Genomic DNA, 19,464 nt, shown 5'->3' on the forward strand with positions numbered 1-19,464 from the left:
GGGCGTCTCCCTGGTCAGTCACCGGCGGCGGCCAGCGCCGCCATGATCGGGTCGAGGTCGTCGAGGTCGTCGAGGCGGCGCAGCAGGTCGACGACGGGCGCGCCGGCCGGGCCGGCGTTGCCGAGGAACTTGGCGGCCAGTTCGTCGTCGGTCAGCGGGGTGTCCGGGCCGCCGCCGCTGCGCGGCACCGCGCCGCGTACGGTCGTGCCGTCGGCCAGGGTGACCACGACGGCACCGGGGGCGTCGGCGGCGTGCCCACCGGTGGCGACGATCCGCCAGTGCAGCCGGGCCGCGAGGGCGGTCACGTCGGCGCGGTCGATGACGTCGGGCCGGTAGCTGGCGGTGGTCAGGTCGCCGTCGAGCAGTGTCGCGGCGACGCTCCACGGCAGCGAGAACTTCGCCGCGTACGGGGTGGCCGGCCGGGTCAGGTCCCGGCCGGGCCCGCAGACCGTGGGTGCCGAGTCGGGGTGCACGTCGACGTCGATCCGGGCGATCGCGGCCGGGTCGGCGGGAAAACCGGGCTGGCGGCGGGCGGCGCGGGCGGCGTCGATCGCGGCGTGCGACAGCTGGCAGGCCGGGTAGGGCTTGATGCCGATCCGGAGGGTTTCCCAGCGTTGGCCGAGGCCGGCGATGATCGACGCCGGGTCGACGGGGCCGGCGGCCAGGGCGTCGAAGACGCCGTGCGGGCCGTCGAAGACGTTCGCCGGGCCGGCCGCGCCGGCGGCGGCGAGCCGGGCGGCGAGGATGCCGGCGTGCGAGGCGAAGCCGGGGTGCAGTTGTTTGGTGGCCGCCCCGGTGTGCAGGAAGGCGAGCAGCCCGCCGGCCTGGCTGCCGGCGATGCCGAGCGCGTCGGTGGCGCGGGCGGCGTCCAGCCGCAGCAGCCGGGCGGTGACCAGCGCGCTGGAGAAGACCCCGGCGACCATGGTGGCGTGCAGGCCGCGGGCGTGGAAGCCGTGCGGGGCGGCGGCGGCGACCCGGCAGACCGTCTCGTACCCGGCGATGGCGGCGTGCAGTACGTCGCGGCCGCTGGCGCCGACCTGCTCGCCGACGGCGAAGGCGGCGGGCAGCACCACGGCGGTGGCGTGCACCAGGCCGGCGGCGTGGGTGTCGTCGAAGTCGAGCGCGTGCACCATGGCGCCGGCGGCCAGCGCGGCGGCGGGGGCACCGATCGTGTCCCGGCCACCGAGCAGGGTGGCTTCCGGTGGGCCGCCGAGGTCGCGGGCGACGTGCAGCGCCGGGTCGACGGTGCCGCCGCGCCGGCCGGCCAGGGCGGTGCCAAGGCCGTCGAGCAGGTGCCGTAGCGCGGCCCGCCGGACCGCCGCCGGCGGGTCGAGCGGTCCGGTCGCCCAGTCGGCGAGCGCTGCGGCGATCATGGCGGGCCGGTCATCGGGCGGTGTCCTCGGAACCGGCGGCGGCCGGGCCGGGGCTACGGGGGGTGCCGAACGCGCCGGCGGCGGTCAACTCGGCCAGGGTCTGCGGGTCGAGCCCGAGGATGTCGCCGGTGACGGTGGCGAAGTCCTCGTTGCGTTGCGGCGCGCGGCGGTACGCGGGCGGTTCGGCGCCGACCCGCACCGGGCTGGCGAGCTGCGCCACGGTGCCGAACCGGGGGTGTTCGGTGGTGACCACGAGGTCCCGGGCGGCGGTGTGCTCCTCGGCCAGCGCCGCCGGCACGTCGTTGATCGGCCCGCAGGGGATCGCGGCAGCGTACAGCTGGGTCAGCCACTCCTCGACGGTGCGCTGCCGGAAGATCTGCTCCAGTTCGGCGAGCAGCTCGTCGCGGTTGTCGCGGCGGGTGCCGAAGGTCCCGTACGGCGATCCGGCGGCGGCCCATTCGGGGTGGCCGACGACGTCGGCGAGCCGGGTCCAGAACTTCTCCTTGGCACAGCCGACCACCATCCAGCCATCCTTGGCCTGGAAGACCTGGAACGGCACCAGCGACGGGTGCGCCGAGTGGTGGGTGCGGGCCGGCTGGAAGCCGGCGTTGAGATGCCAGGTGGCCGGGTAGGTGAGCATCGAGATCGCGGTGTCGTAGAGACTGACGTCGCAGTCCATGCCGACGCCGTCGCGGCGGGCGGCGTGCACCCCGGCGAGCAGCGAGATGGCGGCGACGAACCCGCCGGAGTAGTCGACCAGGGACAGTCCGGACTTGGTCGGTGGTCCGTCGGGTTCACCGGTGAGCTCCATCCAGCCGGCGAGTCCCTGCAGGATGTAGTCGTAGCCGGGTTCGGCCCGACGCGGGCCGGTCATCCCGAAGCCGGTCAGCGAGACGCAGACGATCCGCGGGTTGATGTGCTTGAGGTCGTCGTAGCGAATTCGCATCTTCTCCGGCACGTCGCCACGCAGGTTGGAGTAGACGACGTCGGCGACGGCGACGAGCTTCTCGAACACCTCGCGGCCGGCGTCGGTGGTCAGGTCCAGTGACAGGCTGCGTTTGTTGCGGTTGAACGTCTCGAAGAACAGCGAGTCCTCGTCCTCGGCGTACGGCGGCACGTAGCGGCCGACGTCGCCGCCGGCCCGTGGATCCTCGATCTTGATCACTTCGGCGCCGAGGTCGGCCAGGTGTACGGTGCCGAACGGGCCGGCGCCGTACTGCTCCACGGCGATGATCCGGATGTCGGCCAGCGGCGTCATGCTGCGGCTCCCGTCAGCTCGGCGATCAGCGCGATGATCTCGTCCTGGGCGGCTCGGGTCTCGGCGGCGGGCAGCCCGTGGGTGGGTGGACTCAACTTGACCGAGTCGGCGATGCCCGCGTACCCGGCGATCCGCTCGGCAACCTCGGCGCGGTCACCCGCCAGGGTCAGCGTGTCGACCATCCGGTCGCTGACGGAGTCGGCGAGGTGGTCGGCGCCGGCGCCGGCCCGGAACGCGTCGATCACCTGTTGCTGGTCGTCGGCGAGGCCGTGGAAGGCGAAGAAGTCGGCGTAGGTGCGCACGGTGGCGTAGAAGCCGACCAGGCCGGCGGCGCGGCGGCGGGCCAACGCCCGGTCGTCGGCGACCGAGCAGCAGGCGGAGACGACGACGTCGAGGTCGGCGCGGGTCCGGCCGGCCCGGTCGATGCCGGCGGTCAGGTCGGGCAGGATCTGCCCGGCCAGGTACGCCGGAGAGCAGAGTTCGTGGCTGATCCAGCCATCGCCGATCTGCCCGGCCAGCCGGGTCATCAGCGGCCCCATCGCGGCCAGGTAGACCGGGATGCCGGCCGGCGGCACCGGGAACGGGCGTTCGTAGCCGCGGATGCGCATCGGCTCGTACTCGCCGTCGAGCATCATCGGTTCGCCGGTGGCGCAGTTGGCCCAGAAGTGCCGGATGTTGCGGACGGTCTCCCGCAGGTGGGCGACGGGTTTGCCGAAGTCGACGTGGTGCCAGTCCTCGTTGAGTCGCCGGACGCCGGAGCCGAGGCCGAGGATGAACCGTCCATCGGAGAGCTCGTCGAGGTCGAGCGCCTCCAAGGCGGTGATCATCGGGCTGCGGGTGAAGGCCAGCACGATCGAGGTGCCGATCCGGGCGGTCGTGGTGGTGCCGGCCAGCGCGGCGGCGGTGCCGGTTGCGCTACGGTGCAGTTCGGAGACCCAGAGCACCTCGGCGCCGGCCTGCTCGGCGCGACGGCCGGCGGCGGCGAGTTCGGCGAGGGTCTCTCCCCAGGGCTGGTAGGTCAGGCGCAGGCTCATCCGGTCGCCTCGTTCTCCAGCGACAGCGGGGTGGCGGCGGCCGGGAAGATTCCCTCGACCTGCTTGGCGCCACGCTTGTAGACGTAGAAGGTGCGTTTGAAGGCGCAGACCTGTGCGCCGTCCTGGTTGAGGGTGCGGGTGCGGACCGTCACGATCCCGGCGTACGGGCGGGACCCGGATTCACGCTTGTCGAGTACCAACGATTCACTGTAGAGGGTGTCGCCGGCGAACACCGGGTGCGGCAGGACGATCTCGTTCCAGCCGAGGTTGGCAAAGGCGTTCTGGGTGAGGTCGGTGACGCTCTGCCCGACCGCGATGGCCAGGGTCAGGGTGGAGACGACCAGTGGCCGCTCGAACTCCGACCGGGCGGCGTACTCGGTGTTGAAGTGCATCTGGCTGGTGTTCATCGTCAACAGGGTGAACCAGGTGTTGTCCGCCTCGGACACGGTGCGCCCGAGGGGATGCTGATAGACGTCGCCGACGCCAAAGTCTTCAAAGAAGCGTCCGGTCCACCCCTGCCGTACCGACATCGACCGATCCTCTCGCCCGCCCGTGAACTGCCACCAGCTTATTTGTCTGACTTTTACGAGTCAAGGGCCAGCAACTCAACCAGGCCAACGAAAACGCCCTGCTCAGCACGACAGCAGGGCGTAGTTCCGAAACATCAGGTATTTAGTTGTGAGTTTGTCTTCAGTGTCCGTCGTACGCCCGGCGGACGGTACCCAGGTGGGCCCGCATCGCCGCCTGCGCACCCTCGACATCACCGGCCTCGACATAGCCGCAGATCTCGGTGTGTTCGGCGTCGATCTGGCTCCAGTACTCCGCGGGCATGTCGCGGTCGGCGGTCCGCGCCTGCAGCACCCGGAAGACCGGCTCGGCCATCACCCCGAGCAGCTGGTTACCGGTCGCCTCGACCAGCACCCCGTGGAAGGTCCGGTGCTCACGGAACTTGCGGCCGCGGGCCCGGGTCGACTTCTCCCGCTCCACCGCTTGACGCATCAGCACCAGATGTTCGTCGGCGCGGCGCAGCGCGGCCAGCCCGGCCGCCGGCACCTCCAGGCACTCCCGCGCCTCCAGCAGGTTGTCCAACGTGATGTCCCGGGCCCCGGACATCAGCCCGAAGCTCATCTCCAGATACTCGCTCACCTGGTCGAACTGCACCCGGGCCACGAAGGTGCCGCCGGTGGTTCCCCGGGTGGTGCGGATCAGATCCTTGGACGCCAGCACCCGCAACGCCTCCCGTACCGTGCTACGGCTGACCCCGAAGATCTCCGACAGCTCGACCTCGGTCGGCAACCGGTCCCCCGCGGTCAGCGACCCGTCCAGGATCCGCTCCCGCAACTGGTCGGCGACCTGCTGGTACGCGGGTTGGACCCGGGTCACCCCGAGCACCCCAGGATCCCGGCGGTGCCCCGGGATCGCCTTTTCCGACCGGCTCGCCGGCTCGTGCGTCACGTCCTTGGCCATGGTCACTTCGGCTCCGCATCCTTTCGGACCCGCACACCGGAGTGCGGATTCGTCGCGAACCACCACGGTAGGGCATGGCGGACGCCGATCCGCGTCACTGTCGGCCATCCCCGGTCGAACGGGTGGTCCCGGCCAGCTCGCCGATCAGCGCCCGCGTTGCCGCCCGTTCCTCCGGGGTGCCGTAGAACTGGGCCGCGAAGGTGCTCGCCCCGGCCCGCGCATAGCGGTCGATCTCGGCCCGCACCTCGTCTGCGTCACCGACGATCGCCATCTGGTTGGCCCGCTGTAAACCTTCGCGGTCCAGCATCGCCCGGTAGGACGGCTTGTCGTCGTACCAGCCGAGCACCGGGTCGATCGCCGCGCGGGCCCGGGTCGGGTCGTCGGTGACGCAGACCGCGGCGGTCACCACGATCTCGGGGGCCGGCCGACCAGCCGTCCGCGCGGCGGCGGTGATCGCCGGTACGGTCAGCTCGGTCAGCGTGCGCGGGCCGACCATCCAGGTGATCGTGCCGGCGGCAAGGGCACCGGTCAGCTCCAGCATCTTCGGGCCCAGCGCGGAGACCATCACCGCCGGTGCCGGCGGGTCGCCGCTGATCGTCAGGTCACCCCGGGCGGTGATCACCTCACCGGTGTAGCGGACCCGCTGGGTCAGCGCGCCGGTCAGCGCGGTCAGGTACTCGCGCATGTAGCGCGCCGGCCGCTCGTAGGACATCCCCCAGCAGGGCTCGACCACCTGCGGGTGCGACGGCCCGACGCCGAGCACCAACCGGCCGCCGAGCAGCATGTTGGTGGTGAGCGCCTGCTGGGCCAGGGCCATCGGGTGACGCGGGTAGACCGGCACCACGGCGGTGCCGATCCGCAGCCGGCTCAGCTGCCGACCGTACGCGCCGATCACGGTCAGCGTGTCGTGCCCGAAGCCCTGCGTCAGCCAGTAGCTGGCGATCCCGTCGGCGTCGGCGGCCCGCAGGTCACGCTCGAGGTCGTCGAGCCGTTCGATGTGGCTGAAGATCCCGTAGTCCATCGTGCCCCTCAGTGCCGGAATTCCCGCATGGACTCGCCGCGCCGGGCGGTCGAGGCGTCGGAGCGGGCCAGCATCGCCAACCCGAACCCCTCGGCCGCGGACCGCTGCGCCTGCACCGCCGTCCACACCGTCTCCACCGTGGTGGTCAGCACGTCGAGCGGATGCTGGGCGATCTCGGTGGCGATGGCCAACGCCCGGTCCACCAGATCGGCGGGAGCGGTCACCTCGGTCACCAGACCGAGCTCCAGCGCCCGGCGGGCGTCGATGCGGTACGCGCGCCCGGTCAGCACCATCCGCATCAGCTCGCCGAGCGGCAGCCGCCCCAGCGCGCCGACCGCCTCGACCGGGTTGGCCAGGCCCACGTCGTGGTGGGTGTCGAAGAAGGTCGCCGTCTCGGTGCAGAGCACCACGTCGGCGTCGTTGACGAAGTGCCAACCACCGGCGCAGCAGTGCCCGTTGACCGCCGTCACCACCGGCTTGTAGACGCCCAGGTCGCGGGCGGTCAACGCGACCCGGCCGGCGTGGTCCAGCGACGGACTGGTGACCCCGGCGTCGAGGGTGTCGTCGACGTCGAAGCCGGTGCAGAAGCCGCGCTCGCCGGCTCCGGTCAGCACGGCGACGTGCAGGCCGTCGTCGGCACCGAACCAGCGCCAGGTACGCCGCAGTTCGTCGACCATCACCCGGTCGTAGGCGTTGAGCCGGTGCGGCCGGTCCAGGGTGACCAGCAGCACCCGCCCGTGCCGGGTCAGCGTGAGGGTGCTGGTCGACGGCGGTTTCACGGCTGCTCCGGGTTTGCCGCGCCGACGCCCGGCGCAGAATCGGACTCGGACTCCGGCTCGGGCTCGGGCAGTGGGCGCAGCAGGTAGGAACGCGTCATCCGCAGGACGGTCTCGTCCCGCTGGTTGCGTACGTCGTCGTGCACCACGCCCACGTACATCCGCCCGCCCGGGGTCGGCTCCAACCGCGTCACCTCGATACGCACGCGTAGCGTGTCACCGGCGGACACCGGCCCGGTGTAACGGATCTCGTCGATGCCGAGCGCGGCGTGGCAGTCCAGGCCGGCGGCGTACCAGGCGGCGTACATGGTGGTCGAGGTGAGCCCGGCGGCGAGCGCGATCAGGCACGGCCCGCCCAGGATCGGCCGGCCGAACCCGGTGCCGCGCATGTACTCGGCGTCGGTGTGCAGCGGGCCGTTCTCCCAGGAGACGTTGACGATCGCGGCGAAGTCTCCGTCGGTCAGCGTCCGGGCCGGGGTGAGCAGCACCGCCCCGGCCGCGAACGCGGTCGGCAGCCGGGGTCGCAGCGCGCCGGTCACGACGCACCCGGCCCGGCGAGTCGGGTGTGTGCCTCGTCGACGACGAGACCACCGTCGTCGGTGGCGGTCATCGTCGAGATGATCTCGTGGGTGAGTTCGCGGCTGACGTCGAACAGCCGGGGATCGTCGTAGCTGCGCGGCAACGGCACCTCGACGTCGACCACCCGGCGTACGGTCGACGGCCGGTTGGACATCAGCACCACCCGGTCGGAGAGCACCGCGGCCTCGAACACGTTGTGGGTGACGAAGACGAACGCCTTGCCCGCCGTCTGGGTACGCAGTTCCAGCAGCAGCTGACGCAGGCTGCGGGCGGTGAACTCGTCCAGCCCGCTGAACGGCTCGTCCATCAGCATCACCGGCGCGTCCAGCACGAACGCCCGGGCTAGCGCGGTGCGCTGCTGCATGCCGCCGGAGATCTGGTGCGGATAGTGGTTCTCGAAGCCGGCCAGTCCGACCCGACGCAGCACCGGCATCACCCGGTCGGACCACTGCGCCCGGTCCACCCCGGTCGCCTTCAGGGCGAACTCGACGTTCTGCCGGACTGTCTTCCAGGGCAGCAGCCGCGGCTCCTGGAACACGTAGCTGAACTGCACCCCCGGTGCCCCGCTGCGGATCTCGGCTGTGCCGGTGAAGTCGGTGTCCAGCCCGCTGAGCATGTTCAGCACGGTCGACTTGCCACAACCGGACGGTCCGACCAGCGCGACGAACTCGCCGTCGGCAATCTCCAGGTTCATCCGCTCGATGACCGTGATGAAGCCGTTGCGGGTGTGGAAGCCCTTGACCAGGTCGGATATGACGATCCGGGCGTCGGCGCTCATCGGGCCCCCTCCGGACGCCAGCGGAACAGCTTGGCCTCGATCGGTTTGAACACCGCCAACTCCAGCACCACCATCAGGATCGAGAAGAACAGCGTGAGTGCGAAGACCTGTTCCATCCGGAAGAGCTGGAACCAGTAGTTGAGCCGGTAGCCGATGCCGTCGGTGCGGCCGAGCAGCTCGGCGAGGACGACGACCTTCCACACGATGCCGAACCCGAACCGGGCCGAGGCCATCACCGCCGGCAGCACCTGGGGCAGGGTCACCTCCCGGGTACGCAGGCCCCGCGACGCACCGAGAGTGCGGGCCATCTGGCCGAGCCGGGGGTCGATCGCCTTGACCCCGGACCACATGTTGATCGCGATGATCGGAAAGGACGTCAGGGTGATCGCCACGACGGTGGCGGTGTCGTTGAGGCCGAACATGATGAACGCGACGATCACCCAGCAGAGGCTGGGGATGGTCTGGCCGACGGCGATCCAGATGTCCAGCAGCCCTTCGGCGATCCGGGACAGCCCCATCACCAGACCGACCAGCACACCGAGCACCATGGAGGCGGCGAAGCCGATCAGGATCCGGACCATGGTGACCTGCAGGTCGGTCCAGAAGACCGTCTCCTGCACGCTGGTCACCAACGCCGACGCGGTGGTCCACGGGGTCGGCAGGATCCGCTCACCGACGGCCAGTGAACCCAGCCACCAGATGACGATCAGCATGAACACGGAGGCGATCCGCAGCGAGACGCCGTGCCGCAGGAAGCGGTGGGCACCACCGCGCCCACCGCCACCGCGGCCACCCGCCGCGCCACGATCCGCCGCTCCGGCCGTCGCGAGCGCCGGCTGGGTGGTTTCGGACAGGGTCATCGTGCGTCTCCTCGCGAGGCGGGGGGTGGTCGACGTCAGACGAACAGCCCGTCGGGCACCTCGGGCAGGAACTCCGGCTCACCGTTGTCGCTCAGGAAGGTGAGCAGCTCGGCGGCCTGCTGCTTCTCCTGCTCGCCCCACTGCTCGACGAGCCGGCCGCGCTGGTTCTCCCAGATGACGTCGAGCACTGCCTGGTCGTCGATCTCGTACAACTCCCGCAGGGCGCTGTCCCACAGCGACTGGTCGCCGTTGAACCGGGTCTGGTACTCGAGGTTCACGTCGACGAAGGCCTGCACGGCCTCCTGGTTGGCGTCGATGAAGTCGGTGGCGAAGTCCCAGCCGGCGGTGAACGCCTGCAGCCCGGTGGCCTCCTCCAGCAGCACGCCGAGGTCGCCCAGCGACCGGTACTCGCCGCTGACCACCCGGTCCGCACCGGCCGGGTCGATCACCAGTGCCATGTCCACGTCGCCCTGGCCGAGCAGTTCGGCCATCAGGTTCGGGGCGCCGTACTGCACCTCGCAGTCGGTGGTGGGGTTGAAGCCGTGGTATTCGCGGCAGAGTGCGAAGAACTGGTTGGTGGAGGAACCGATCGCACTGCCGAACAGACCAAGCTTGCGCCCACGCAGGTCACCGAGGGACTGGATGTCGCTGTCGGCGCGCACCAGGATGCCGTTGGTGGTGCGCTGCAGCGCGCAGACGACCTTGCGGTCGACGCCGGTGGCGACCAGGTTGGCGGTGGACGGGATGCCGCCGAGGCCACCGTCGACCTCGTTGGCCCGGTACGCGGTGTAGACGGCGGCCGCCTCGGCGTACTCCTCGTACTGGATGTCGAGGCCGGCGGCCTCGAAGGCACCGTCGGACATGGCGAGCTTGAACGCGGCGAGCGCCGAGGCCGGTAGTCCGGCGAGTCGGATCGTGGTGAGGTCGCCGTCGGCGGCGCCGGTGGAACCGGAGTCGGAGTCGTCGCTGCCGCAGGCGGTCAGCAGTACGCCGCCCATGAACGCGCCGCCGAGACCGGCGAGCACGGAGCGACGGGAGAGGGCGACACCGGAACTATTGAAGTGGGACACGATGGCCTCCTGATCACGAAGTCCGTGCGGTCGACAGGTGAGCCGCGAGCCGCATCGGGACCTTGGTGCGGATGACACTAACGGCCTCTGACCAGCCAGTCCACTAAAAGTCAGAGTTTTACCGTACTGACACAATCTCCACCGCTGGCAGCAGCGCAACAAGCGGGCAGCGCCGCGTTTCAATACGGGTACAGCGACGAAAACCGTCCCACCCACATTGGTCAGACATTGGAAGAGAAGGCGCCTACAATCAACCCTTACCAGGTTGACTGACGTACTCGTCGCGGATCGTCCGCTTGAGGATCTTCCCGCTCGGGTTGCGCGGCAACTGGTCGACCACGTGCCATTCCCGGGGAACCTTGTACCGCGCCACGTGCTCCCGTACGTAGCCATCCAGCGTGGAGACGTCGATCTGCTGGCCGGCACGGCTCACCACGAACGCGGCGATCCGCTCGCCGTACACCTCGTCCGGAACGCCGACCACCGCGACCTCGTCCACCGGCCCGTGCCGCGCGATGACCTCCTCGATCTCGCGGGGGAAGATGTTCACCCCACCCGCGATGATCATGTCCTTCTTCCGGTCGACGATCGAGATGAAGCCTTCCTCGTCACGGACCGCGATGTCGCCGACCGAGAAGAAGCCGTCGGCGTCGTACCCGGCCCGGGTCGCCTCCTCGTCGTTGAGATAGCCGGTCAGCAGCAGCGGCGAACGCGCGTACAGCTCGCCGGGCTCACCCGGGCCGACCTGCGCCCCGTCCTCGTCGACCAGCCGTACCTCGTTCCAGAACCACGGATGACCCACGCTGCCCGCCCGGTCCAGCGCGAACTCCGGCCGCAGGTTGGTCACGATCGAGCACTCCGTCGACCCGTAGAGCTCGTGCACCTCCACGCCGGGAAACGCCTCGATCACCCACTCCTTGAGCGCGACCGGCAACGCGGCGGCGTTGAAGTAGAGGGTCTTCAGCGCCGACAGGTCGTAGCGGGCCGCCGGCTCCGGACAGAACCGGCGGATGTGCTGGGCGTGGGTGGGCACCAGGAAGACCGTCTCCGCCCGGCTGCTCACCATCAGGTCGAGCAGCCGCTGCGGATCCCAGCTCGGCAGTACCGTGCAGGAGCCGCCGAGCATCGGTGCCGCGTACGCGAACTCGAAGCCGGCGCCGTGGTACATCGGCGCCACCGCGATCGTGCTGCGGTTCGGGCCCAGCCCGTAGTCCAGCCCCACCCCGAACGCGGTCAGCACCCGACCCCGGTGGGTGAGCAGCACGCCCTTGGGTCGCCCGGTGGTGCCGGAGGTGTACGTGACGCAGAACGGGTCCAGTTCGTCGACCGGCACCTGCGGGTCGACCGCCCGCCCACCGTCGAGGAACCTCCCGTAGTGCTCGCCCACCCCGCCGTCGAAGCTGAGCACCAGCCGCAGGCCGTCGAGCAGCCCGTCGACCCGGTCGGCGAGGTCGTCGGCGACGATGATCCCCTGGGCGGCCGAGTGGGCCAGGATGTACGCGTTGTCGGTCACGTTGTTGCGCGGGTTCAACGGCACCGTCGGGATGCCGGCCTTGGCCATCGCCGCGGAGATCTCGAAGTACTCGTACCGGTTGTTGCTCAGCACCGCGATCCGCTCGCCGGGGGCCAGCCCCCGGGCGAGGGTGGCACTGGCCAGTTGACTGGACCGCTGGTGCAGGGCGCCGAAGGTGACCTCGCGGTCGCCGTCGACCACCGCGACCCGGCGCGGCGTGGCGCGGCCGAACTCCCGGATCCCGGCCGCCATGTTGAGCTGCACACCCGTCACCGTGGGTCCGCCTTTCCCGATTCGTTCATCAGCATGACGGCCTCGGCCTCGGCGAGCAGTGCCCCGTCGGCGTCGACGGCGGTCCACCGCAGCTCGGCCACGACCTTGCCACTGGAGGTGCTCCGGCTGGCAAGGCGCTCGATCCGCACCCGCAGCGTGGTGCCGGCCCGGACCAGCCGATGGAACCGCATCCGGCGCAGCTCCAGCAGCGCGATCGCGTCGTCGAGCTGCCCGGACTGCTCGGCCAGGCCGCCCATCAGCAGCAGCACCGCCTGGCCGGGCAGCGGCGGGCCACCGTCCCTGCCCGGGTCGGGCGGGTTGAACAGCGGATGCGTGTAGCCGCCCCGACCGATCAGGGTGTCGACCAGCTCCGCGGTGACGGTGACCGACGGTTCAGCCGAGGTCGCGGACATCGACGTCCCCCCAGACCGGCTCGCGCTTGTCGACGAACGCCCGATAGCCCTCGGCCACCTCGGGCACCTCCTCGTGCAGCCGGGAGAACATCTCGCGCTCGTAGCGCAGGCCCTCCTCCAGCGTCATCGTGTGCACCGAGTTGAGCAGCCGCTTGGTGATCGCCATCGCCGGTCGGGACCGGCCGCGCAGCGACGACAGCAGTTTGCCGACCTCGTCGTCGAGCTGCGCCCGTGGTGCGCTGGCCAGCGCGACCCCCCACTGCACCAGCTCCGGCCCGCGCAGCCACAGCGGGGTGAGCATCAGCGCCTTGGCCCGCTGGTCGCCGAGCTTGCGCGGAGCACGCTGGCTGGAGCCGGCCCCGGGCGGCATGCCGAACTCCAGGTGGATGTCGCCCACCTTCGCCTCGTCGGCGGCGATCACGAAATCACAGGCCAGGATCAACTCGAAGCCACCGGCGCGGGCGAGGCCGTTGACCCGGGCGACGACCGGTACGCCGAGCCGCTCGATCCGACGCAGTACCGCGTGGTACGAGCGCAGGAACGGCAGGAAGATCCGCTGTGGATCGGCGAAGCAGGATTCCAGGAAGTCGATGTCCATGCCGACGCTGAACGCCCGGTCCCCCACTCCGGTGATCACCACGGCCCGCAGGGTGTGATCGACCTCGGCGGCGGCCAGGGCGGCGTCCAGTCCGGCGATCGCCGCCGGCGTCAGGCTGTTCATCGTCTCCGGGCCGTCGAGGACGATCGTCATCACCTGGTCGTCGGTGGCGTACCGTACGTCGGTCACGTCGTCGTCTCCCCCACCTTGACGAACAGTTCGACGTCGGTGTCGGCGACGAACGCGGGTGCCGGCACCCCGGCCGGTACGTGCACCAGCGAGCAGGCGGTCAGGGTCCGCCCGGCGACCGTCGCCGTCCCGCCGGTGGTGACGAAGAACCGTTCCCGGTCGACCGGCCGCGGCGTGCCGGTGTAGCCGGCCGGCAACCGGACCAACGCGCTGCATGCCCCGGTGGCCACGTTGCGGCTCAGCGGCTTGCCGACCGGCACGGTCGGCGACGCGACGCCCGCCGGGCCGACCTCCGGGACCGCCGGCGTCACCGGCCCGGCCGTCACCGGCAGACCGAGTACGCCGGGGTCGAGGCCCGACCATCGGGCGTCGATCGGTGCCCAGGGCAGGTGCCGCGACTCGACCCGGCGCAGGTACCCGCGCGGTCCGACGCCGTCGGCGTGCGCGCCGGTCCCGCCAGCCGCGCCGGTCCCGCCAGCCACGGCGATGGCCTGCTCCCCGGCCTGGTGGTCCGGGCAGACCACCCGGGTCACCCGGTCGCTGCCCTCGCTGGCGACCGCACCCTCCATGCAGAGGATGTTCTCGAATCCCTCGTCGCTCCAGGCCTTGTGCACCCAGCCCGGCGGACGCCAGAAGTAGTCCCCGGCGATCAGCCGGCCTTCGGCGCTGAGTTCGGCGGCACCGTCGAGGAAGTACGCCTCCTCGACGCTGTCGTGGTACGCCTCGCTGAGGTCGCGGTAGCCGGCGACGGCCCGGACGTGATCGATCCGCCGGGTGCTGTCGCGGTCCAGCCACAACGACCGCATCCAGTACCGGGACAGCAGTTCACGCACCTGGTCGGGGTCGCCGCCGAAGTTGTCGCGGAAGGCGGGCTCCATCGAGTCGTACACCTGCTCGCCGTTGACCCACGGCACGTCCTCGGCGTCGACGATCGTGACTGTCATCCGGGTACCTCCACCTCCCGCCGCCACCGGCGGGTGCGCCCACGGTCTCAAACTAATATGTCTGACGTTAAGCGGAACGATATCGGCGACCAGCGTCCGGAGCCGGCTCTGTTTCCACTTGGTAAACCGGGAACTGCCAGCAAAGAGGCACTTCCTGACCACACTCTGCCGGCGGGAGACCCGGTCTGGCAAGACCTTGACAGCCGCCATCCCTATTCATCAGACTTTTGCCCGGAAGGCGGTGGCCGGTGTCGACCTCTCCGCTGGAGGAACCCTTACGGCGCGGCGACGCGACCGACAGCCCGGTCATCGGCGACCGGCGAGCGCCGACGACCGGATCGGCGTACCCGCCATCGGCGCGGATGGCCGCCGCCTCCGGCGCGCTGATCCTCGTCGCCGTACTGGGCAGCTTCGCCGCCTCGCCGCTGTTCGCGATCTACGCCGACCGCTGGGCGCTGACCCCGGCGCAGGTCGCCGTGGCGTTCGCCGGCTATCCCGTCGGGGTGATCCTGGTCGTCACGCTGCTCGGCGGCCTGTCCGACCTGATCGGCCGGCGGGCGGCGATGTTCGGCGGCGTCGCACTGGTGCTGGCGGCGTGCCTGGTGACCGCCACCGCGACGTCGCTGCCGGCGCTGGTCGCCGGGCGGATCGTGCAGGGGATGGCGACCGGCATGGTCAGCGCCACCACCGCCGCCGCGCTGTTGGACTTCCACCCTCGGGGCACCCGGGCGGGCACCCTGACCCATTCGGTCTGCACCACTCTCGGCATGGGGCTCGCACCGCTGATGTCCGGGCTGCTCGCCGACCACACCCGGTACCCGCTGGTGCTGCCGTTCGTCGTCATCGGCGCGGCCGCCCTGGTGCCGCTGACCCTGCTGGTCCGCACGCCGCCCGACCGCCGGACGACGCAGCGGGTCCGACTGGTCCGCGCGGTCCGGGTCCCCCGCGACATCCTGCTGCCGTTCAGCATCGCCGCCTGCTCGCTGATGACCCTCAACGGCTGCATGGCGCTGTTCGGAACCTTCGGCTCCCGGATCCTCGCCGAAGGCGCCGGCGTCACCGCCGCCGGTGGCGCCGGCGGACTGCTCACCCTGCTGATCGGCATGACCCTGCTGTCCCAGGTGCTGCTGAACCGGCTCGACGCGACCCGGTCGCTCTGCTTCGGCGTCGTGGCGATCACCGCCGGCGCGGGGGCCACCGCGCTCGCCCTGCACCTGGGCAGCCCGGCCGTCACCGTCACCGGGGCCGTACTGATCGGCTTCGGTGGCGGGCTGACGCTGCTCGGCGCCACCAGGCTGATCGGCGAGTCGGCACCGATCCACCGGCGGGCGGAGATCTTCGCGGCGTGGATGGTGGCCGCCTTCGCCACGCTCGGCGGCAGCTCACTGCTCAGTGGCGTCGCGTTGACCGGCGCCTCGCTGCCGGCGGTGCTGACCGTCGCGACCGGCGTCATCGCCCTGCTCTGCGCGTACACGCTGGTCGCCGCCACGGTCCACGGCCGACGCCGGCGCGCACGGCGCTGAGCCCCGGCCCGTCAGTCGCTGGCGCGAGCGGGGTCGTCGCTGGCATCGTCGTCGGCCAGGGCGGTGAGGTCGCCGACCGCGTCGGCCATGCCGGTCCGCAGGTCGTCCAGCACACTGGCGACGGAACGCACCCGGTCCACCAGGCCGACCGCCTGACCCGCCGCCGAACCCATCACCGGCGTGACCTGGTGCTCGAACGAGCTGACCACGGCGTCGCGGGCCAGCAGTTGCTGCACTGGGGAGGCCAGTGGCGCCGGGGCGTCCGGTTGCCGCCAGGCCCGGGTCCACGCGGTGCTCAGCTGCCGGGTCGGCTTGCCGGTGTACGACGTCGTCTTCGCGGTGTCGGTGGCCGCCGCCGTCACGATCTTGTCCTTGACGACCGGGTCGAGGTCGCTCTCGGCGGTGGCGAGCCAGATCGATCCCGTCCACACCGCCTGGGCGCCCAGTGCCAGCGCGGCGACCACCTGGCGGCCGGTGGCGATGCCGCCGGCGGCGACGACCGGCACCTCACCGGCGGCGGCCACCACCTGCGGCACCAGCACCATCGAGGTGATCTCTCCGGTGTGCCCGGCCGCCTCGTAGCCCTGGGCGACGATCACGTCGACGCCGGCGGCCAGTTGGTGCCGTACGTGTCGTGGGTCGCCGACCAGGCCGGCGACCAGCATGTCGAGTTTCGTCGCGGCGGCCCGCACCGGGGCGGGCGGCGGCCCGAGCGCGCTGGCCACCAGCCGCACCGGGTGGGCCCGTACGACCTCCCACAGCGCGTACGCGTTCGCATGGGTCATCAGGTGGTCGATCTCGGTCGGCATCCCGCCGAGCCGGGTCCGGCCAGGTTCACTGCGGCGCAGCGGAATACCGAGTCGGGTCCGCAACCCGGCAACGAAGTCCTGGTGCCCGGCCGGGATCTGGGCGAGCAGGTCGGTCGGGTCGTCACCGGCGGACCTGGCGGGAAAGAGCAGGTCGACACCGTACGGGGAACGTCCGCACTCGCGGTCGAGCCAGGCGAGATCCTGCTCGAGGTCGTCCGGGGACATCGAGGCCGCGCCGAGCACCCCGAGCCCACCGCCCCGGCTGACCGCCGCCACCACGTCGCGGCAGTGGCTGAAGGCGATCACCGGCAGGCCGATGCCGACCCGTCGACACAGCGGGGTCACGACGACGTGCCCAGGGTCACCGCGCAGACCTCGCAGCCGTCGTCGTCGACGGTGCAATTCGAGCCCGGCTGCACCGCGACACCCAGGTAGGCGTCGACCAGCGCGCTGACCGCGCCGAGCCGGCCGGTCGGCGGCACCGGTCGGGTCGCGGCGAGGGCCGCGGCGTGCCCGGCTGCCAGTCCGACGACCGACGGGTCGACGATCTCGATGCCGACCCGGCCGGCCACCTCGGCGGTCACCGGGGTCATGCAGGTGCAGCCGAAGAAGATCAGGTCGGTGCCGTCCCGGTCGGCGGCCCGCAGGCACGCGGCGGAGATGGCGTCGACGACGACGGTCTCGCCCCGGGCCATCCGTGCCTTGACCCCGGCGTCGGTGCCGACCCGGTCCAGTTCCGTCTCGTCGGACAGGTAGTGCACCCCGGCGGCGAGGGCACCACCGGCGCACCTGCTCAGCCGCTCGGCGTAGAGGTAGTCCATCGAGGCGGGCCAGACGGTGACGATGCTGAACCGCCGACCGAGCCGGGCCGCCCAGGCCAGGGACGCCTCGCCGGCACCGACGATCGGCACCGAAGTGGCGGCGCGCAGCCGGTCCACGCCGTAGTCGCCGAACGTGTCGATGTAGACGGCGTCGCAGCCGGCGGCGATCGCAGCCTCGGCGACGTCGACCGTGCCGACCTCGGTGAGCAGGTGCTCGTACGGGGTACGGGCGAACCGGCGCAGCCGTGGATCGACGAGTTCGGTGACGAGGCCGGGTGGATCGGGCAGCACCGGGGCCCGCTTCGCGTCGGAGTTGATGACCGCCAGCCGTCGCAGCTCACTCATGTCGACCTCCCGCCAAAAGTCTGACTTATCAAGGTCGGCAGTGTCAACGACTGCGTCTACCTCGACTTCTAGCTGGATCTATGCTTGGGAGCAAAAAGTCGGATCTCTAACGAACGGGAGATCAGCCGGTCTCGGCGGCCATGGCCTCGACGGCGGCGAGCCGGCGGCGCAGATGGTCGCGGTCCGGTTCGCTGCCGGCCAGCTGCAACGCCTGCCGGTAGGCGCCCGCCGCGTCGGCGTGCCGGCCGAGCCGGTGCAGCAGGTCGGCCCGCGACGCCGGATAGAGGTGGTAGGTGCGCAGCCTCGGATCCCCGACGAGCTCGTCGAGCAGCACCAGGCCGGCGGCCGGGCCGTCGCGCATGGCGACCGCCACCGCCCGGTTCAACGCCACCACCGGCGAGGGCGCGACCCGCATCAGTACGTCGTAGAGGGCGACGATCTGCGGCCAGTCGGTGCCGGCGAGGTCGGGTGCCTCGTCGTGCAGGGCGGCGATCGCGGCCTGCAACCCGTACGGACCGGGTGGGCCGCCGGTCAACGCCACCCGGGCCAGGGCACACCCTTCGTCGATCATCGGTCGGTCCCACCGGTCGCGGTCCTGCTCGTCGAGCAGGACGACGGCCCCGTCCGGGCCGGTCCGGGCGTGCCGGCGGGCGTGCACCAGCAGCAGCAACGCCAGCAGTCCGGCCACCTCCCGTTGCGCGGGCAGCAGCCGCCGCAGGATGCGGGCCAGCCGGATGGCCTCCTCGGCCAGGTCCAGTCGTTGCAGGTCCGGGCCGGAACTGGCCGCGTACCCCTCGGTGAAGATCGAGTACACCGCCTGCAGGACGCCGGGAAGGCGCTGCGGCAGCTCGTCGACGCCGGGAACCCGGAACGGGATACGGGCGTCGCGGATCTTCCGTTTCGTCCGGACGATCCGCTGGGCCATGGTCGCCTCCGGCACCAGGAAGGCCCGGGCCACCTCGGCGGTGGTCAGCCCGGCCAGGCAGCGCAGGGTCAGCGCCACCCGGTCCTGCGCGGTCAGCGCCGGGTGGGCGCAGGTGAAGAAGAGCGCCAGGCGGTCGTCTGGCAACTCCTGGTCGCCGTCGGCCGCCGGCGCCGGATCGGCCCGGTCCGCCTCGGCCTGCAGGACGGCCAGCCGTAGTGCCAGGTTGCGGTCGCGCCGGATCCGGTCGACCGCCCGGCGCCGGGCGGTGGTCAGCAGCCAGGCGCCGGGTCGGGTCGGTACGCCGGAGACCGGCCAGTGCCGCAGGGCCGCCTCGACTGCCTCGGCGGCGACCTCCTCGGCCAGGTGCAGGTCACCGAAGCGGCGTACCAGGGTGGCGAGCAGCCGGCCGTGCTCCTCCCGGAACACGGCCTCCACCGAGGTCCGCACCGCGGCGACGGCTTCCTCGTCGCCATGGTGCTCCCGCCGCCCGTCGGTGACCATCCGCGCTCACATCCCGAAGTCGGCGACCGGCCGCACCTGCACGGACCCGCCGTCGCGGGCACCGGGCGAGCGGGCCGCCCAGTCCAGGGCGACGTCGAGGTCCGGCACGTCGATGATGTCGTACCCGCCGAGCACCTCGCGGGCTTCGGCGAACGGCCCGTCGGTGACGACCCGTTGCCCGTCGGGGTCGACCTTCACCGACGTGCAGGTGGTCAGGTCGGCCAGGGCGTGGCCGCTGACCCAGATCCCGGCGTCCTTCATCTCCTTGTCGTACGCCATCCAGTCCTCGACCGTGCACTGCGGCACGGTCGGCTCGGGGGCGTCGGTGGGCGCGCTGACGAACAGCAGCATGTACTTCATGGTTCTCCTCGCTGAGGCGTACGTCGCCATCTGC

Annotated in this window: 20 protein-coding genes; 1 reads left to right on the forward strand and 19 read right to left on the reverse strand. The window is 71.4% G+C overall.

All coding sequences use genetic code 11. The features are described 5' to 3' along the window. Positions 1-14: 14 nt before the first annotated feature. The 15 genes from ACN28F_RS04250 to ACN28F_RS04320 all read right to left on the reverse strand — a co-directional run bounded on the left by ACN28F_RS04250 (position 15) and on the right by ACN28F_RS04320 (position 14,146). The gene (locus tag ACN28F_RS04250) at positions 15-1,373 is read right to left on the reverse strand and encodes an MmgE/PrpD family protein (protein ID WP_281554293.1); all 1,359 of its coding nucleotides are present in this window, start codon (positions 1,371-1,373) and stop codon (positions 15-17) included. A gap of 10 nt (positions 1,374-1,383) precedes the next feature. Continuing rightward, positions 1,384-2,631: a CaiB/BaiF CoA transferase family protein gene (locus ACN28F_RS04255; protein WP_281554292.1), complete on the reverse strand. Its 1,248-nt coding sequence runs from the start codon at positions 2,629-2,631 to the stop codon at positions 1,384-1,386. Then, a complete protein-coding gene (locus ACN28F_RS04260) occupies positions 2,628-3,665 on the reverse strand; it encodes an LLM class flavin-dependent oxidoreductase (RefSeq protein ID WP_281554291.1) in 1,038 nt (345 codons plus the stop codon). The genes ACN28F_RS04255 and ACN28F_RS04260 overlap by 4 nt, the downstream gene beginning before the upstream one ends. Beyond that, on the reverse strand, positions 3,662-4,195 hold the full coding sequence (locus ACN28F_RS04265; RefSeq protein ID WP_281554290.1) for a MaoC family dehydratase: 534 nt from the start codon (positions 4,193-4,195) through the stop codon (positions 3,662-3,664). The genes ACN28F_RS04260 and ACN28F_RS04265 overlap by 4 nt, the downstream gene beginning before the upstream one ends. 160 nt (positions 4,196-4,355) lie before the next feature. Then, the gene (locus tag ACN28F_RS04270; RefSeq protein WP_281555537.1) at positions 4,356-5,132 is read right to left on the reverse strand and encodes a FadR/GntR family transcriptional regulator; all 777 of its coding nucleotides are present in this window, start codon (positions 5,130-5,132) and stop codon (positions 4,356-4,358) included. Positions 5,133-5,226: 94 nt separating this feature from the next. Further along, positions 5,227-6,153, reverse strand: a complete 927-nt coding sequence (locus ACN28F_RS04275; protein ID WP_281554289.1) for a TIGR03564 family F420-dependent LLM class oxidoreductase — start codon at positions 6,151-6,153, stop codon at positions 5,227-5,229. 8 nt (positions 6,154-6,161) lie between these two features. Further along, complete coding sequence (locus tag ACN28F_RS04280) at positions 6,162-6,932, reverse strand: enoyl-CoA hydratase/isomerase family protein (RefSeq protein ID WP_289206804.1); 771 nt, start codon at positions 6,930-6,932, stop codon at positions 6,162-6,164. Next, positions 6,929-7,468, reverse strand: a complete 540-nt coding sequence (locus ACN28F_RS04285; RefSeq protein ID WP_281554287.1) for a MaoC/PaaZ C-terminal domain-containing protein — start codon at positions 7,466-7,468, stop codon at positions 6,929-6,931. The genes ACN28F_RS04280 and ACN28F_RS04285 overlap by 4 nt, the downstream gene beginning before the upstream one ends. Next, positions 7,465-8,286, reverse strand: coding sequence for an ABC transporter ATP-binding protein (locus tag ACN28F_RS04290; protein WP_281554286.1), 822 nt, complete (start codon positions 8,284-8,286; stop codon positions 7,465-7,467). The genes ACN28F_RS04285 and ACN28F_RS04290 overlap by 4 nt, the downstream gene beginning before the upstream one ends. Then, on the reverse strand, positions 8,283-9,146 hold the full coding sequence (locus tag ACN28F_RS04295) for an ABC transporter permease (protein WP_289206805.1): 864 nt from the start codon (positions 9,144-9,146) through the stop codon (positions 8,283-8,285). Before ACN28F_RS04295 ends, ACN28F_RS04290 begins: the two co-directional genes overlap by 4 nt. Before the next feature lie 35 nt (positions 9,147-9,181). Further along, positions 9,182-10,216: an ABC transporter substrate-binding protein gene (locus ACN28F_RS04300; protein WP_281554284.1), complete on the reverse strand. Its 1,035-nt coding sequence runs from the start codon at positions 10,214-10,216 to the stop codon at positions 9,182-9,184. A 250-nt stretch (positions 10,217-10,466) separates the two neighbouring features. After that, a complete protein-coding gene (locus ACN28F_RS04305; RefSeq protein ID WP_289206806.1) occupies positions 10,467-12,002 on the reverse strand; it encodes a class I adenylate-forming enzyme family protein in 1,536 nt (511 codons plus the stop codon). Beyond that, positions 11,999-12,415 (reverse strand): MaoC family dehydratase, encoded by a 417-nt coding sequence (locus ACN28F_RS04310; RefSeq protein WP_289206807.1) that lies wholly within the window; start codon positions 12,413-12,415, stop codon positions 11,999-12,001. Before ACN28F_RS04310 ends, ACN28F_RS04305 begins: the two co-directional genes overlap by 4 nt. Beyond that, on the reverse strand, positions 12,396-13,202 hold the full coding sequence (locus ACN28F_RS04315) for an enoyl-CoA hydratase/isomerase family protein (protein ID WP_289206808.1): 807 nt from the start codon (positions 13,200-13,202) through the stop codon (positions 12,396-12,398). Before ACN28F_RS04315 ends, ACN28F_RS04310 begins: the two co-directional genes overlap by 20 nt. Then, positions 13,199-14,146 carry a hypothetical protein gene (locus ACN28F_RS04320; RefSeq protein ID WP_289206809.1) on the reverse strand — a complete coding sequence of 316 codons (948 nt, stop codon included), beginning with the start codon at positions 14,144-14,146 and terminating at the stop codon, positions 13,199-13,201. The genes ACN28F_RS04315 and ACN28F_RS04320 overlap by 4 nt, the downstream gene beginning before the upstream one ends. A 248-nt stretch (positions 14,147-14,394) precedes the next feature. On the opposite strand from ACN28F_RS04320, the gene ACN28F_RS04325 reads away from it, so the two are divergent. Continuing rightward, complete coding sequence (locus tag ACN28F_RS04325; protein WP_289206810.1) at positions 14,395-15,669, forward strand: MFS transporter; 1,275 nt, start codon at positions 14,395-14,397, stop codon at positions 15,667-15,669. Between the two features lie 11 nt (positions 15,670-15,680). Here ACN28F_RS04325 and ACN28F_RS04330 read toward each other — a convergent pair whose 3' ends face one another. From ACN28F_RS04330 to ACN28F_RS04345, 4 genes are all read right to left on the reverse strand, one after another. Next, the gene (locus tag ACN28F_RS04330; RefSeq protein WP_289206811.1) at positions 15,681-16,823 is read right to left on the reverse strand and encodes an NAD(P)H-dependent flavin oxidoreductase; all 1,143 of its coding nucleotides are present in this window, start codon (positions 16,821-16,823) and stop codon (positions 15,681-15,683) included. Next, on the reverse strand, positions 16,820-17,644 hold the full coding sequence (locus ACN28F_RS04335) for an aspartate/glutamate racemase family protein (RefSeq protein ID WP_289206812.1): 825 nt from the start codon (positions 17,642-17,644) through the stop codon (positions 16,820-16,822). Before ACN28F_RS04335 ends, ACN28F_RS04330 begins: the two co-directional genes overlap by 4 nt. Positions 17,645-17,765: 121 nt before the next feature. Next, positions 17,766-19,070 carry an RNA polymerase sigma factor gene (locus ACN28F_RS04340; RefSeq protein WP_289206813.1) on the reverse strand — a complete coding sequence of 435 codons (1,305 nt, stop codon included), beginning with the start codon at positions 19,068-19,070 and terminating at the stop codon, positions 17,766-17,768. A gap of 6 nt (positions 19,071-19,076) precedes the next feature. Next, the gene (locus tag ACN28F_RS04345; RefSeq protein WP_421357036.1) at positions 19,077-19,430 is read right to left on the reverse strand and encodes a YciI family protein; all 354 of its coding nucleotides are present in this window, start codon (positions 19,428-19,430) and stop codon (positions 19,077-19,079) included. Positions 19,431-19,464 lie beyond the last annotated feature (34 nt).

The organism is Solwaraspora sp. WMMA2101, assembly GCF_049179175.1.
Lineage (GTDB): Bacteria > Actinomycetota > Actinomycetes > Mycobacteriales > Micromonosporaceae > Micromonospora_E.

Coding starts and splice junctions, on each gene's coding strand:
- ACN28F_RS04260 (WP_281554291.1), bottom strand. CDS start 3,665: ATGAGCCTGCGCCTGACCTACCAGCCCTGGGGAGAGACCCTCGCCGAA.
- ACN28F_RS04290 (WP_281554286.1), bottom strand. CDS start 8,286: ATGAGCGCCGACGCCCGGATCGTCATATCCGACCTGGTCAAGGGCTTC.
- ACN28F_RS04340 (WP_289206813.1), bottom strand. CDS start 19,070: ATGGTCACCGACGGGCGGCGGGAGCACCATGGCGACGAGGAAGCCGTC.
- ACN28F_RS04265 (WP_281554290.1), bottom strand. CDS start 4,195: ATGTCGGTACGGCAGGGGTGGACCGGACGCTTCTTTGAAGACTTTGGC.
- ACN28F_RS04345 (WP_421357036.1), bottom strand. CDS start 19,430: ATGAAGTACATGCTGCTGTTCGTCAGCGCGCCCACCGACGCCCCCGAG.
- ACN28F_RS04310 (WP_289206807.1), bottom strand. CDS start 12,415: ATGTCCGCGACCTCGGCTGAACCGTCGGTCACCGTCACCGCGGAGCTG.
- ACN28F_RS04335 (WP_289206812.1), bottom strand. CDS start 17,644: ATGAGTGAGCTGCGACGGCTGGCGGTCATCAACTCCGACGCGAAGCGG.
- ACN28F_RS04255 (WP_281554292.1), bottom strand. CDS start 2,631: ATGACGCCGCTGGCCGACATCCGGATCATCGCCGTGGAGCAGTACGGC.
- ACN28F_RS04320 (WP_289206809.1), bottom strand. CDS start 14,146: ATGACAGTCACGATCGTCGACGCCGAGGACGTGCCGTGGGTCAACGGC.
- ACN28F_RS04250 (WP_281554293.1), bottom strand. CDS start 1,373: ATGATCGCCGCAGCGCTCGCCGACTGGGCGACCGGACCGCTCGACCCG.
- ACN28F_RS04295 (WP_289206805.1), bottom strand. CDS start 9,146: ATGACCCTGTCCGAAACCACCCAGCCGGCGCTCGCGACGGCCGGAGCG.
- ACN28F_RS04270 (WP_281555537.1), bottom strand. CDS start 5,132: ATGGCCAAGGACGTGACGCACGAGCCGGCGAGCCGGTCGGAAAAGGCG.
- ACN28F_RS04275 (WP_281554289.1), bottom strand. CDS start 6,153: ATGGACTACGGGATCTTCAGCCACATCGAACGGCTCGACGACCTCGAG.